15 protein-coding genes and 1 riboswitch are annotated in these 13877 nt (G+C 66.8%); of the genes, 12 read left to right on the forward strand and 3 right to left on the reverse strand.

Annotation, left to right across the window (positions count from 1 at the left end; genetic code table 11):
- Positions 1 to 16 precede the first annotated feature (16 nt).
- A riboswitch (S-adenosyl-L-homocysteine riboswitch) is annotated at positions 17 to 98 on the forward strand.
- Between the two features lie 142 nt (positions 99 to 240).
- The 5 genes from ahcY (at position 241) to ACIGJB_RS01240 (ending at position 4158) form a co-directional block, all read left to right on the forward strand.
- Positions 241 to 1674 carry an adenosylhomocysteinase gene (ahcY, locus tag ACIGJB_RS01220; protein ID WP_483731031.1) on the forward strand — a complete coding sequence of 478 codons (1434 nt, stop codon included), beginning with the start codon at positions 241 to 243 and terminating at the stop codon, positions 1672 to 1674.
- A 77-nt stretch (positions 1675 to 1751) separates the two neighbouring features.
- On the forward strand, positions 1752 to 2102 hold the full coding sequence (locus ACIGJB_RS01225; protein ID WP_011296404.1) for a phage holin family protein: 351 nt from the start codon (positions 1752 to 1754) through the stop codon (positions 2100 to 2102).
- Between the two features lie 70 nt (positions 2103 to 2172).
- Positions 2173 to 3003: a methylenetetrahydrofolate reductase [NAD(P)H] gene (metF, locus tag ACIGJB_RS01230; RefSeq protein WP_483710198.1), complete on the forward strand. Its 831-nt coding sequence runs from the start codon at positions 2173 to 2175 to the stop codon at positions 3001 to 3003.
- Between the two features lie 2 nt (positions 3004 to 3005).
- A complete protein-coding gene (locus tag ACIGJB_RS01235; RefSeq protein WP_483731032.1) occupies positions 3006 to 3368 on the forward strand; it encodes a TfoX/Sxy family protein in 363 nt (120 codons plus the stop codon).
- A 37-nt stretch (positions 3369 to 3405) separates the two neighbouring features.
- Positions 3406 to 4158 carry a Mut7-C RNAse domain-containing protein gene (locus ACIGJB_RS01240; protein WP_483731033.1) on the forward strand — a complete coding sequence of 251 codons (753 nt, stop codon included), beginning with the start codon at positions 3406 to 3408 and terminating at the stop codon, positions 4156 to 4158.
- Between the two features lie 32 nt (positions 4159 to 4190).
- On the opposite strand, the gene ACIGJB_RS01245 is transcribed toward ACIGJB_RS01240, so the two are convergent.
- The gene (locus ACIGJB_RS01245) at positions 4191 to 4781 is read right to left on the reverse strand and encodes a 5-formyltetrahydrofolate cyclo-ligase (RefSeq protein ID WP_483731034.1); all 591 of its coding nucleotides are present in this window, start codon (positions 4779 to 4781) and stop codon (positions 4191 to 4193) included.
- A gap of 113 nt (positions 4782 to 4894) precedes the next feature.
- Between ACIGJB_RS01245 and ACIGJB_RS01250 the strand changes: the two genes are divergently transcribed.
- The 4 genes from ACIGJB_RS01250 (at position 4895) to ACIGJB_RS01265 (ending at position 10127) form a co-directional block, all read left to right on the forward strand.
- The gene (locus ACIGJB_RS01250) at positions 4895 to 6853 is read left to right on the forward strand and encodes a lytic transglycosylase domain-containing protein (RefSeq protein ID WP_483731035.1); all 1959 of its coding nucleotides are present in this window, start codon (positions 4895 to 4897) and stop codon (positions 6851 to 6853) included.
- Between the two features lie 81 nt (positions 6854 to 6934).
- Entirely contained in the window at positions 6935 to 7957 is a 1023-nt protein-coding gene (locus tag ACIGJB_RS01255) for a complex I NDUFA9 subunit family protein (RefSeq protein ID WP_483731036.1), read from the forward strand.
- A gap of 195 nt (positions 7958 to 8152) precedes the next feature.
- The gene (locus tag ACIGJB_RS01260; protein ID WP_483731037.1) at positions 8153 to 8842 is read left to right on the forward strand and encodes a glutathione S-transferase family protein; all 690 of its coding nucleotides are present in this window, start codon (positions 8153 to 8155) and stop codon (positions 8840 to 8842) included.
- 37 nt (positions 8843 to 8879) lie between these two features.
- Positions 8880 to 10127: a multifunctional CCA addition/repair protein gene (locus ACIGJB_RS01265; protein WP_483731038.1), complete on the forward strand. Its 1248-nt coding sequence runs from the start codon at positions 8880 to 8882 to the stop codon at positions 10125 to 10127.
- Here the strand turns inward: ACIGJB_RS01265 and ACIGJB_RS01270 are convergent.
- Positions 10104 to 10298, reverse strand: a complete 195-nt coding sequence (locus ACIGJB_RS01270; protein WP_483710206.1) for a DUF2905 domain-containing protein — start codon at positions 10296 to 10298, stop codon at positions 10104 to 10106. The two genes, ACIGJB_RS01265 and ACIGJB_RS01270, sit on opposite strands and share 24 nt — an antisense overlap.
- A 12-nt stretch (positions 10299 to 10310) precedes the next feature.
- Positions 10311 to 11513 carry a class I SAM-dependent methyltransferase gene (locus tag ACIGJB_RS01275; RefSeq protein WP_483731039.1) on the reverse strand — a complete coding sequence of 401 codons (1203 nt, stop codon included), beginning with the start codon at positions 11511 to 11513 and terminating at the stop codon, positions 10311 to 10313.
- Positions 11514 to 11567: 54 nt separating this feature from the next.
- On the opposite strand from ACIGJB_RS01275, the gene ACIGJB_RS01280 reads away from it, so the two are divergent.
- The 3 genes from ACIGJB_RS01280 (at position 11568) to ttcA (ending at position 13863) form a co-directional block, all read left to right on the forward strand.
- Entirely contained in the window at positions 11568 to 12380 is an 813-nt protein-coding gene (locus tag ACIGJB_RS01280; protein ID WP_483732229.1) for an SDR family oxidoreductase, read from the forward strand.
- 75 nt (positions 12381 to 12455) lie between these two features.
- Positions 12456 to 12857, forward strand: a complete 402-nt coding sequence (locus tag ACIGJB_RS01285) for a dihydroneopterin aldolase (RefSeq protein WP_211946974.1) — start codon at positions 12456 to 12458, stop codon at positions 12855 to 12857.
- Positions 12858 to 12936: 79 nt separating this feature from the next.
- Positions 12937 to 13863, forward strand: coding sequence for a tRNA 2-thiocytidine(32) synthetase TtcA (ttcA, locus tag ACIGJB_RS01290; protein WP_483731040.1), 927 nt, complete (start codon positions 12937 to 12939; stop codon positions 13861 to 13863).
- Positions 13864 to 13877: the final 14 nt, after the last annotated feature.

Below are 13877 nucleotides of genomic sequence, written 5' to 3' on the forward strand. Positions count from 1 at the left end.
CAGGCTACAATACCGCCACTCCGAGGAGCGTTGCAACGGATCGTGGCGTAACATGCCCTCCGCCAGGCTCGGACTGTCTCAAACGGCGCTCGCTGATCCGTGGTTCGCACGGTGGCGAGTCGACCTATCCGCCCGCTTCATTGGTGTTGCGCACGTTACGCATCGCGTTTCGTGCCTCCACGAAGCGCGGCCTGATTTCCCCGCCCGTCACCGTCGTCCACTCTTCACCGGGAGTGAAACATGAACGCTGTGACCGACCTCAAGCAAGATTACCTCGTGGCCGACATCGGCCTGGCCGGCTGGGGCCGCAAGGAAATCGCCATCGCCGAAACCGAAATGCCGGGCCTGATGGCGATCCGCGACGAATTCGCCGCCGCGCAGCCGCTCAAGGGCGCGCGCATCGCCGGTTCGCTGCACATGACCATCCAGACCGCCGTGTTGATCGAGACGCTGGCGGCACTGGGCGCCGATGTGCGCTGGGCTTCGTGCAACATCTTCTCGACGCAGGACCACGCCGCTGCCGCGATCGCCGCGGGCGGCACCCCGGTGTTCGCGTTCAAGGGCGAGTCGCTGAAGGAGTACTGGGACTTCACGCACCGCATCTTCGACTGGGCCGACGGCGGCACCCCGAACATGATCCTGGACGACGGCGGCGATGCCACGCTGCTGCTGCACCTGGGCGCCAAGGCCGAGAAGGACGCTTCGCTGATCGCCAATCCGGGCAGCGAGGAAGAGACCTTCCTGTTCGCCGCGATCAAGGAAAAGCTGGCCAAGGACCCGAGCTGGTACAGCCGCAACCTGGCCGCCATCCGCGGCGTGACCGAGGAAACCACCACCGGCGTGCACCGCCTGTACCAGATGGCGCAGAAGGGCGACCTGAAGTTCCCGGCCATCAACGTCAACGACTCGGTCACCAAGAGCAAGTTCGACAACCTGTACGGCTGCCGCGAATCGCTGGTGGACGGCATCAAGCGCGCCACCGATGTGATGATCGCCGGCAAGGTCGCCGTGGTCGCGGGCTATGGCGACGTGGGCAAGGGCAGCGCACAAGCACTGCGTGCGCTGTCGGCACAGGTGTGGGTCACCGAAATCGACCCGATCTGCGCACTGCAGGCCGCGATGGAAGGCTACCGCGTGGTCACCATGGACTACGCCGCAGAACACGGCGATATCTTCGTCACATGCACTGGCAACTACCACGTCATCACGCATGACCATATGGCCAAAATGAAGGACCAGGCCATCGTCTGCAACATTGGCCACTTCGACAACGAGATCGACATCGCTTCGATCGAGAAGTACGAATGGGACGAGATCAAGCCGCAGGTCGACCACGTCAAGTTCCCCGCAGTTGGCGACAAACCGAGCAAGAAGCTGATCATCCTGGCCAAGGGCCGCCTGGTGAACCTGGGTTGCGCCACGGGCCACCCGTCGTACGTGATGAGCAGCTCGTTCGCCAACCAGACCATCGCGCAGATCGAACTCTGGCAGGAACGCGACAGCGGCAAGTACCCGGTGGGCGTCTACACGCTGCCCAAGCACCTGGACGAGAAGGTCGCCCGCCTGCAGCTCAAGAAGCTGAACGCGCAGCTGACGGAACTGACCGAGCAGCAGGCGGCCTACATCGGCGTTCAGAAGCAAGGCCCGTACAAGGCTGATCACTACCGTTATTGATCTGAAGGGTGGGCTCCCCTCTCCCATGAATGGAAGAGGGGAGCAACCCAGCCACCGATGTTATTAAAGGAGCCGTCATGAGACTGCTGATCGTCTGGATCATCAACGCCGTGTCGCTGTTCGTGCTGCCGTACATCCTGCCGTCGATCCACCTCAAGAGCTTCGGCTCGGCGATGCTGGCCGCGCTGGTGCTGGGCCTGGTCAATACGCTGATACGGCCGATCCTGGTGATCCTGACGCTGCCGGTGACGGTGCTGACGCTCGGGCTCTTCATCTTCGTGATCAACGCGCTGCTGTTCCTGTTCGTCGGCAACCTGCTGTCGGGCTTCTCGGTCGGCGGCTTCGGGGCGGCCCTGCTGGGCTCCATCCTGTACAGCGTGATCTCGTGGCTGCTGTCCAGCCTGCTGCTGGGCGAACGCGCAGCCTGACGGCCACGCACTGCCGCGGGTCCTCGCGGGTCCTACCAAGCGCGCCGCGCCAACGCGGCGCGCCACTATCATGCAAGACCGCTACTACAGCTTTGAATTCTTCCCGCCCAAGACGGCGGAGGGCGCCGAGAAGCTGCGCAACACGCGCGCGCAGCTCGCTCCGCTGAACCCGAAGTACATCTCGGTGACGTTCGGCGCAGGCGGCACCACGCAGCAGGGTACGCTCGACACCGTGCTGGAAATCCAGCGCGAAGGCATCGAGGCCGCGCCGCACCTGTCGTGCGTCGGTTCTTCGCGCGAGAGCATCCGCGCGATCCTGCAGCAGTACCGCGACGGCGGCATCCGCCATATCGTCGCGCTGCGCGGCGACATGCCGTCGGGCATGGGCGAGATCGGCGAATTCCGCTACGCCAACGAGCTGGTGGAGTTCATTCGCGCCGAGACCGGCGACTGGTTCCAGATCGAAGTGGCGGCCTACCCGGAATACCATCCGCAGGCCAAGTCGCCGCGCCATGACCTGGAGAACTTCGTGCGCAAGGTGAAGGCCGGCGCCAACTCCGCCATCACGCAATATTTCTTCAACGCCGACGCGTACTTCCGCTTCGTCGATGACGCGCGCGCGATGGGCGTGGACGTGCCGATCGTGCCGGGCATCATGCCGATCACGAACTACTCGCAGCTGATGCGCTTCTCCGAGATGTGCGGCTCCGAAGTGCCGCGCTGGGTGGCCAAGCGGCTCGAAGGCTTCGGCGACGACCGCGAGTCGATCCGCGCGTTCGGACTGGACGTGGTCACGGCGCTGTGCGAACGGCTGCTGGCTGGCGGCGTGCCGGGCCTGCATTTCTATACGCTCAACGCAGCCGGCGCCACCAAGGCGATCTGGCAGCGCCTGAAGCTCTGAGCGTGGCCGCGCGCCGACCCGATCCCTTCATCGAGCACCTGCTCGAACTGATGGGGCCCTTGGCGGCGCGCATCGGGGCGATCTCCGCGCGCCGCATGTTCGGCGGGCACGGCCTGTTCTATGACGGGCTGATGTTCGCGCTGGTCAGCGGCGGGCAGTGTTATCTCAAGGCCGATGGCAAGACCCTGGCGCAGTTCGAGGCCCAGGGCAGCCATGCGTTTCGATATGCCTCGTCAAGGGGCGAGGTGACGTTGCGCCATTACCTGACGCTGCCGCCGGAATGCCTGGAATCGCCCGCGGCGATGACGCCGTGGGCGCAGGGGGCGGTGGAAGCGGCGCTACGGCTGGCGAACCAGAAGGGATGAGGGCAGACACCGCGCCAACGGTGTCATACTCAGCGCCATGGTCACCGCCACTTTCCGCTTTTACGAAGAGCTGAACGACTTCCTTGCGCCGGACCAGCGCGGGCGTGACCTGTCCTGCCCATGCGCGCGCGCCGCCACGGTCAAGCACATGATCGAGGCACTGGGCGTGCCGCATACCGAGGTCGAACTGATTCTCGTGAATGGCGAGTCGTCCGTCTTCGACCGTATGCTCGCCGATGGCGACCGCGTTGCGGTCTATCCCAAATTCGAATGCCTCGATGTCACCCCGCTGCTGCGGGTACGCGCCCACCCGCTGCGCGTCATGCGCTTTGTCGCCGACGCGCACCTCGGTGGCCTGGCGCACCTGTTGCGCATGATGGGCTTCGACACCCTCTACGACAACCACTTCGAAGACAGCGAGATCGAGCGCATCGCCGTGCAGGAGGGTCGTGTCGTGCTGACGCGCGACCGCGAGCTGCTCAAGCGCCGCGGCATCACGCATGGCTGCTACGTGCGCGCGATCAAGTCCACGCCGCAGGTGCGCGAGGTCTTCAGCCGGCTCGACCTGGCCCGCAGCGCGCGGCCGTTCTCGCTGTGCCTCGATTGCAACGTACCGCTGCAGCACGTAGCGCGCGAAGCCGTGGCAGGGCGCGTGCCGCCCGCGGTGCTGGAGCGCCATGAGCGCTTCGTCACGTGCGATCACTGCCGGCGCGTGTTCTGGGAAGGCTCGCACTGGCGCTGCATGCGCACGCTCGTCGACGAGTTGATCCCAGCACCGACCGAGTCCTAAAGCCTCGCGCTATTTCACCGTTAGTGCTGGCGTCAGAACACGCCGGCTTCGCTGACGATCCAGTCCATCGGCAGATCATGCGCCTGGGCCTGCAGCGCGATGCGGCAGGCCTCGAAGCCGATGCCGATGGCGACCGGCGGCGTCGGCATGGCGGCCAGCGTGCGGTCGTAAAAACCGCCGCCGTAACCGAGACGGAACTTGTCGGGGCTGTACCCGACACAGGGAATCAGCAGGGCATCGGGCTGCGCCGCGTCCGTGCCGTCCGGTACCGGAATGCCGTAGTGGCCCTTAGTCATCGGCGTCTGCGGGGTCCAGAGATGGAAGTCGAGCGGCACGCCGGGGCGGCTGACGGCGGGCAGCGCGGCATGGCGGCTGGCGTCCGCGGCGAGCCACCCAGCCACGACGGCGCGCGCATCGAATTCCTGCTGGATGGGCCAGTAAAAACCGAGGCAGCGGATCGCAAGCCGTTCGAGCAGCGGCGCCAGGCTGGCGGCGATGCGGGCTTCGGCGACGGCGCGATCGGGTACGGCGGCGCGCTGCGCGAGCAGGCGCGTGCGCAGGGCGCGGCGATCTTCTTCTGCGCCGTTGCCGGGTGGCGGCGAAGGCGGATGGGCGGCTGACATGGCGTGGGATAATGTCTGCGAACAAACCAACACTGACGGCGGCTGCGCGGATTGCGGGGCGATGTCCCCGGCATGGGCGGCGCGGCCTGGCGTCAATAACAAGGAAGCAAAGAATGCTGAAGGGAGTATATCTGCGGCGTGCTGGCCGGGCCGCATGGGTCGCCGTGGCGTGTGCCTTGCTTGCCACCCCCGCGCTGGCGCAAAAGCGCCCGCAGGCAGCGGCCGTGCGCGCGCCCCAGCCGCCGGTCATCCCGTCCGACCCGGATGATGCCTTCACCGCGCTGCGCGAAGCGGCCCGCAAGAACGACGCGGACCGCGCCTATGCGATCTCGGCGACGCTGGTGGACTATCCGATCCCGTCATACGTCGAGTACTTCCGCATCAAGCCGCAGATGTTCGACGGCAGCGGCCTGGCGCGCATCGATGCACCGGATGACCAGGTGCGCGCCTTCCTGCAGCGCTACAAGGGCGAAGCCATTGCCGACCGCATGCGCAACGACTGGCTGCTGGTGCTCGGCAAGAAGCGCGACTGGGCCAACTTCGACGCGGAGTATCCGCAGTTCGTGCTCAAGGACGACACGCAGGTCGAGTGCTACGCGCTGCTGTCGCGCGCGCTCAAGGGCCAGAACGTGGCGGCCGACACGCGCAACGTGCTGAGCGATGTGCGCTACTACGGCGAAGGCTGCGTCGACCTGATCAGCTACCTGGTGCAGAGCCAGCAGATCCAGCGCAGCGATGTTGCCTTCCAGACGCGCCAGGCGCTGGAACAGAACCTGACTTCGTTGGCCGCCAGGATCGCGGCCACGGTGCCCGATGCGCGCATGGACAGCGACACGCTGGCCACCATCGTCAAGATGGCGCGCAATGACCCATCGCAGGCCGCGGCCTACCTGACCGCCAGCGCCGGCGGCCTGTCGCGCGACGAACAGGGCGCGGCGTGGGGCGTGGTGGGGCAGTATGCCGCCAAGAAGCTTTTGCCGGATGCCGCCGGCTACTACCGCCGCCAGATGGACCTGGGCGGCAACCAGTGGCTCTCCGACGAAAGCCAGGAATGGCGCGTGCGTGCGGCGCTGCGCCAGGGCGACTGGAAGCAGGTGCGGCAGGCCATCGAGATGATGCGTCCCCAGCTGCGCGCCAAGGATCCGGCCTGGACCTACTGGTACGGCCGCTCGCTGAAGGCCGATGGGCGCGATGCCGAGGCCCAGCAGCAGTTCCAGCAGATCGCCGGCCAGTTCAACTTCTACGGCCAGCTGGCCACCGAAGAGCTGGGCAACCGCATCACGCTGCCGGTGCGCACCACCGTGACCGATGCCGAAGCCATGGCCATGCGCAGCCGCGCCGGCTTCCAGCGCGCGCAGAAGTTCTACAACCTGAACTTGCGCTTCGAGGGCACCCGTGAATGGAACTGGGAACTGCGCGGCATGAACGACCGCGAGCTGCTGGCCGCAGCCGAGTATGCGCGGCGGATCGAGCTGCTGGACCGCACCGTCAATACCGCGGACCGCACGCGCGCCGAGCATGATTTCTCGCTGCGCTTCCCAATGCCCTACCGCGACCTCATGCAGCGGGCCACCGACGACGTCGGCCTCGACATGGCGTGGGCCTATGGCCTGATCCGCCAGGAATCGCGCTTCATCATGAGCGCGCGCTCGTCGGCCGGCGCGCATGGCCTGATGCAGGTGATGCCGGCCACGGCCAAGTACGTCGCGCGCAAGATCGGCATGGCGGACTTCTCGCCGTCGATGATGGGAGATCCCAACATCAACATCGTGCTCGGCACCAACTACCTGAGCATGGTGCTGACCGACCTGGACAGCTCCTGGACGCTGGCGTCGGCGGCCTACAACGCCGGGCCGGGACGGCCCAAGGCCTGGCGCAGCACGCTGTCGCGCCCGGTCGAAGGCGCGATTTTCGCCGAGACCATTCCGTTCAACGAAACGCGTACGTACGTGAAGAATGTGCTTTCCAACGCTACGTACTATGCTGCATTGATGAGCGGCCAGCCCCAGTCGCTGAAGTATCGGCTGGGCCAGGTTGCACCGTCGGCGGTGACCACCACCAGCCTGCCCTGAGGTGAGAGCGCGCTCCGCTCTGCGGGGCGCTTCCCGGACTGGCTTGCCGCCGCGTGCCGTTTCCATCGCACGGAGGCATCCATGCAGTCCAGCAATGTCCTCATCGTCGGCGGCGCCGGGTTTATCGGCAGCCATCTGGCTTCCCGGCTGGCCGGCGCCGCCTCGGCGTCCGGTGCGCCGCTGGAGCCCGGCGCCAATCCTGATTCCCCCATTGCGCCCGACCGCATCGTGATCGGCGCCCGCAACGTGGAGCATGCGCAGCACCTGCTGCTGCTGCCGCGTGTCGAGGTCGCGGAACTGGGGCTGGCCGACAATGCGGCGCTCGACGATGCGATCGGCCCGCTCGGCACGGATGGCATCGTCGTCAACCTGGTCGGCGTGCTGCACGGCGAGCGCGGCGATCCCTATGGTTCCGAATTTGCCGCGGCCCATGTGGAGATGGTGAGGCAGATCGTGGCCTCGTGCCTGAGTACCGGCGTCCGGCGCCTGGTGCATATCAGCGCGCTCGGCGCCGACAGCAGTGGGCCGTCGATGTACCTGCGCAGCAAGGGCGACGGCGAACGCATCGTGCGCAGTAGCGGCCTGGACTGGACCATCCTGCGGCCCTCCGTGGTGTTCGGCCCCGACGATCACTTCCTCAACCTGTTCGCCCATATGCAGGAGATGGCCCCCGTGGTGCCGCTGGCCTGCGCGCATGCGCGCTTCCAGCCGATCTACGTGCAGGACGTGGTGCAGGCCATCGTCAACGCCATGGTCACGCCCGCGACCATCGGACGGGGCTATGACCTGGGCGGTCCGCAGGTGTACACGCTGGAGGAACTGGTGCGCTTTGCCGGGCGGGCGTCGGGCCACCCGCGCCCGGTGATTGCGCTGCCCGACGCGCTGGCGCGCGTGCAGGCCGCGGTGATGGAGCACATGCCAGGCGAAACGATGCTGTCGCGCGACAACCTCGATTCGATGCAGCTCGACAACGTGTTGCACGGCCCCATGGCTGGCGAGCTTGGCCTGCAGCCGGTCGGACTGGAAGCCGTGATGACCGACGTCCTGTCCGGCCGCAACCGCGATGCGCAGCTCACGGTCATGCGGGCAAGCGTACACCGATAGTCCGCTCTCTTTCCGCGCGCTTGTGACCAGGATTCACAGCGGTTGCGAGTGCTTTTGACTTTGAGGGGCGTCGTGGCGCTGGCAGAATGACTGGTTCGGCGCGCCCGCCGGCTGCATGCGGGCGCGCGGGTCTCCGGGCAGGAATGCTGCGTGTGTCCGGTGGCCTTCCCCTATCCCGCCCCCAAGGATCCTGCGATGAAGCTCGTCATCGGCAACAAGAATTACTCGTCCTGGTCGCTGCGCCCCTGGCTGCTGATGCGCCATCCCGGCATTGATTTCGAAGAAGTGAAGGTACGGCTGTTCGTCGACAGCTTCGCCGCCGAGGTCGCGCAGTATTCGCCGGCCGGCAAGGTGCCGGTGCTGGTGGACGGCGACATCTCGGTGTGGGACACGCTGTCGATCGCAGAATACCTGGCCGAGCGCTTTCCCGAAAAGGCGCTCTGGCCCGCCGGCCGCGCCGAGCGTGCCTATGCCCGTTCGGTCTGCGCCGAGATGCATGCCGGCTTCGTCAACCTGCGCAATCAGCTGCCGATGAACGCCACCGCGGTGCTCCCTGGCCGCGGCTGGAACGTGGCGGTGCAGCGCGACGTGGACCGGATCGCGCAGATCTGGACTGACCTGCGTGCGCGCCATGGCGATGCGGGGCCGTTCCTGTTCGGCGCCTTTACCATTGCCGACGCGTATTTCGCGCCGGTGGTCAGCCGCTTCGCGACGTATGGCATCCACCTTCCCGATGCGGCCAAAGCGTATGCGGACTTCATCCTCGAGTTGCCGGCCATGCAGGAGTGGATCGCCGGCGCGCGCGAAGAGCGCGATTTCCTGGCCGACGACGAGCCGTATCGCCTGGCGCCCGACCAGGGCAATGCGATTATCATCGGCCACTGAGCGCTGCGTCGGCGGCGCGCCATAGCGAGACAAGACCATGCAGGTGTACGCCGTCGGCGGTGCCATCCGCGACGAATTGCTGGGCAAGCCAAGCCAGGACCGCGACTATGTCGTGGTCGGCGCCACCCCCGCCGAGATGGAAGCCGCCGGCTACAAGCCGGTCGGCAAGGATTTCCCGGTCTTCCTGCATCCGCGCACGAAAGAGGAATACGCGCTGGCGCGCACCGAGCGCAAGACCGCCATGGGCTACAAGGGCTTTGCGTTCTATTGCGAGCCCGATGTCACGCTCGATGACGACCTGGTCCGGCGCGACCTGACCATCAACGCCATGGCGCGCGCGGTCGATGCCGAGGGCAACCTGACCGGCCCCGTCATCGATCCGCACGGCGGCCAGCGCGACCTGGCCGCGCGGCAGTTCCGCCATGTCTCCGACGCGTTTGCCGAAGACCCGGTGCGCATCCTGCGCGTGGCGCGTTTTGCCGCGCGCTTCCATGAATTCACCGTCGCGCCCGAGACCGTGGCGCTGATGCGCAAGATGGTGGACGCCGGCGAGGTCGACGCGCTGGTGGCCGAGCGGGTCTGGCAGGAACTCGCGCGCGGACTGATGGAGGCGCGTCCGTCGCGCATGTTCGAGGTGCTGCGCCAGTGCGGCGCGCTTGCGCGCCTGCTGCCCGAGCTGGATCGGCTGTGGGGCGTGCCGCAACGCGCCGACTACCATCCCGAAGTCGATACCGGCATCCATGTGATGATGGTGATCGACTGCGCCGCGGCCATGCATGCGCCGCTTGCCGTGCGCTTTGCCGCGCTGGTCCATGACCTGGGCAAGGGGACCACGCCCGAAGACGTGCTGCCACGCCATCTGGGCCACGAAGGCCGCAGTGTCGAGCTGCTCGAAGACGTCTGCAAGCGCCTGCGCGTGCCCAATGACTGCCGCGACCTGGGGGTGGTGGTGGCGCGCGAGCATGGCAATATCCACCGCTGCATGGCATTTGGCGCTGCCGCGATTACACGGCTGCTAGAACGCTGCGATGCCCTGCGCAAGCCCGGCCGCTTTGCCGATGCGCTGCTTGCGTGCGAGGCGGACAAGCGCGGCCGCAAGGGCTTCGAGTCGGACGCCTACCCGCAGCGTGCACGGTTGCTGGCCGCGCTGGAGGCAGCCGCCGGCGTCGACGCCGGTGCCATCGCGAAGGCGTCGGCCGATGATGTCAGCCAGATCCGGGAACGTGTGCACGCGGCGCGCGTGCAGGCCGTCGAGGCTCGCCTAGATCAGTTTCCCGATCACTAGCGCGAGCAACGACAGCAGGATCGTCGACGCGAACGGCAGCATGTACTCGCGCCCGAACAGGCGGAAGCGCACATCGCCGGGCAACCGGCCGATGCCGAGCTTCTGCAGCCAGGGCAGGGCGGCTGACAGCACGACCACGCACAGGAAGATGGTGAGGGTCCAGCGCAGCATGGCGGCAGTGGCTCAGAGCGTGTGGCAGCGGTCGCCGCGCGCAAAGCCGGCGAGCGGCTCGCTGCCATCCAGGCCGCGGGTCAGCGCGATCACCTTGAACAGCTCGCCCATCTCGGCTTCGGACAGCAGCTTCTGCACCGCATTGGCGGCGGGCAGGAAGGCGCGCGTATCCGACGGGTCCAGGGTCATCAGCAGGTCGGTGATGCCGGCATTCATCAGGAAGCGCGCCTGCGAGGTGAAGCCCGACACGTCCAGGCCGGCATCGACGGCGGCATGCGCGATGCCGCTGAAATTGACGTGCGCCGTGATGTCCTGCAGCCCCGGGTACAGGAACGGATCGGGATGCGCGTGATGGCGGTAGTGGCACATCAGCGTGCCGCCGCTGCGCTGCGGGTGGTAGTACTCGCCGGACGGGAAGCCGTAGTCGATGAAGAATGCGGCCCCGCGCGCCAGCATGGCGCCGACCGCGCGCGCGAAGCCGTCGGCCTCGGCATGGGTCTCGGTGACGATGTCATGGTCGCCCGGCATGGCGTGCAGTGCATCGGGGACGGCATGAGACGGGACCAGGCGGTCCTCGAACGCGAAGGCGTGCGCGGCGGTGCTGTCATCGCCCGTGACGGAGCGGGCCACGCCGCGTTCATGCCAGCGGCCGCCCGTGCGCGCGAACAGGCGCACCGGCATGGCGTCCAGCACTTCATTGCCGACGATGATGCCCTCGAAGCGCTCGGGCAGCGTGTCCAGCCACTGCACGCGCCCAGCCAGGTGCGGCGCGCGCTGCGACAGCGTGTCCTGCTGGCGGGCGCGCAGTTCGCCGGACAGCTCGACGATGCCGTAGGACTCGGGCAGTTGCCCTTCCTGTTCCAGCGCCAGCAGCAGGTCAGCCGCCAGGCGGCCGGTGCCGGCGCCGAATTCGAGCAGGCGCGGCAGGCCTTGCGCCAGCAGCGGCGCGAACTGGCGCGCCAGCGTGCGGGCGAAGAACGGGCTCAGTTCCGGGGCGGTGATGAAATCGCTGCCGTCGCGCGCATCGCGCCCGAACTTGGCGGCGCCGCCGCTGTAGTAGCCCAGCCCGGGCGCGTACAGCGCCAGCGACATGTAGCGGTCGAAGCCGATCCAGCCACCGGCCGCATCGATGGTTTCGCCGATCAGCGTGGCCAGCGAGTCGGAAGCGGCCAGCGCATTGGCGGAGGGAAGGGGTAAACTAACGGCTTTCTGCATGCCTCGATTGTAGCAATGCCCGAATCGAATCAACCTGCCGGCACGCCGGTCCAGATGCCGGCCCAGATGCAGCCGGCCCGGACGCAAGCCGCCGCGGCGCGCGGCGTGGCCATCGTCACCGGCGGCGCGCGCCGGCTTGGCCGCGCCATTGCGCTCGAACTGGCCGGACAGGGCTGGGACGTGGCCGTGCACTGCCATCGCTCGCGCGACGAAGCCGAGGCACTGGCCGTCAACATCCGCGCCCTCGGCCGCCGTGCCGCGGTGCTGCAGGCCGACCTGGCCGACGAAGCCTCCACCGCGACGCTGATCGCCGCCTGCACGGCCGAGCTTGGCGTGCCGACCTGCCTGGTCAACAACGCCTCGCTGTTCCAGTACGACGTGGCCACGAGCTTTTCGTATGCGTCGCTGGACACGCATATGCGGACCAACGTGGCGGCGCCCTTGCTGCTGGCGCGCGAGATGTACAAGGCACTGAGCGCCGACACGGACGCAGCCGATCCGCGCGGCGTGGTGATCAACCTGCTCGACCAGAAGCTCGATAACCTGAACCCGGATTTCCTGTCATACACGCTCTCCAAGGCCGCGCTGCAGACTGCAACCGTGCAGCTGGCGCAAGCGTTTGCGCCGCGGCTGCGGGTGGTGGGCGTCGCACCCGGCATCACGCTGGTGTCGGGCGAGCAGTCGGAGCAGAGCTTCCGCCGCGCGCACCGCGTCACGCCGCTGGGCAAGTCGTCCACGCCGGAAGACATTGCCCAGGCCGTGGCCTACCTGGCGCGCGCCAACGCCGTGACCGGCACTACGCTGTACGTCGACGGCGGACAGCACCTGATGCCGCTGTCGCGCGACGTGATGTTCCTGACCGAATGATGTGACCCGCGTGCCGCGCCGCCTTCCGGGTGCGGCACGCCAGATCCCTTCCCGAATTACCTTTCCCCGCTTGCCATGACCATGCTCGCCGCCCTTACCCATCCCAGCCTGCAAGACTGCCGCCGCATGTTCCTGCGCAACTATGAAGTCCAGATCAATATCGGCGTGCACGAATTCGAGAAGAAGGGCGAGCAGCGCGTGCTGATCAATATCGACCTGTTCGTGCCGCTGGCCGCCAGCACGCCGCAGGCCGACAAGCTCGAGGAAGTGGTCGACTACGATTTCATGCGCAACACCGTGGCCGAGCGCATGGCGCTGGGCCATGTGCACCTGCAGGAGACGCTGTGCGACGACGTGGCCCGCGCCATGCTCAAGCACCCGAAGGTGCGCGCCGTACGCGTCTCCACCGAGAAGCCGGACGTCTACCCGGATTGCGATTCGGTGGGCGTGGAAGTCTTCCACATCAAGCAGGACTGATCGGTCCCGGGTAAAATCTCGCCCCTTCCGAGCCGTCCGGCCATTTCATCCGGGCGGCCGCAACGATCCGGTATGCCACATGACCCACTCCAATAACTTCTACCGCCTCGAAACGAGGCTGCAATCGCAAACCGGCAAGGCCATCGGCGACTTCGGCATGATCGAGGACGGCGACACCGTGCTGGTCTGCATGAGTGGCGGCAAGGACTCATACACCATGCTGTCGGTCCTGATGGCGCTGCAGAAGCGCGCGCCCATCAAGTTCAAGCTGATCGCGATGAACCTGGACCAGAAGCAGCCCGGTTTTCCGGAACATGTGCTGCCGGAGTACCTGAAGGCAACCGGCGTGGAATATGTGATCGTCGAGGCCGATACCTACTCGATCGTCAAGGAGAAGGTGCCCGAGGGCAAGACCACCTGCTCGCTGTGCTCGCGCCTGCGCCGCGGCGTGATCTACCGCACGGCCAAGGAGCTGGGCGCCAACAAGATTGCGCTGGGCCACCACCGCGACGACATCGTCAACACTTTCTTCCTGAACATGTTCTTCGGCGGCAAGATGAAGGCCATGCCGCCGAAGCTGGCTACGGATGATGGCGCGCACGTCGTGATCCGGCCGCTGGCGTACTGCGCGGAGAAGGACATCGCCGCCTATGCGCGCGCGATGGAATTCCCGATCATCCCTTGCAACCTGTGCGGCTCGCAGGAAAACCTGCAGCGCAAGAAGGTCAGCGAGATGCTGCAGGGCTGGGAGCGCGAGAACCCCGGCCGCATCGACAACATCTTCGCGTCCCTGCGCAACGTGGTGCCGTCGCACCTGGCCGACACCGAACTGTTCCCGTTCACCGGACTGGCAACGGGCCTGGCCAAGGTGGATGAAGCTTCTCTGTTCGGCGAAACGACGTTCACGCAGCAGCCGCTGGTGTTTGCCGGCAGCAGCGACGAGAACCGCATGGAGTTCGTGCGTTTCGAGCGCCCAGCGGCCGCACCGCAGGCTAGCGCCGAGTAGGCCGGCCGGCCGGA

Source organism: Cupriavidus sp. C2SS-8b (assembly GCF_057073745.1).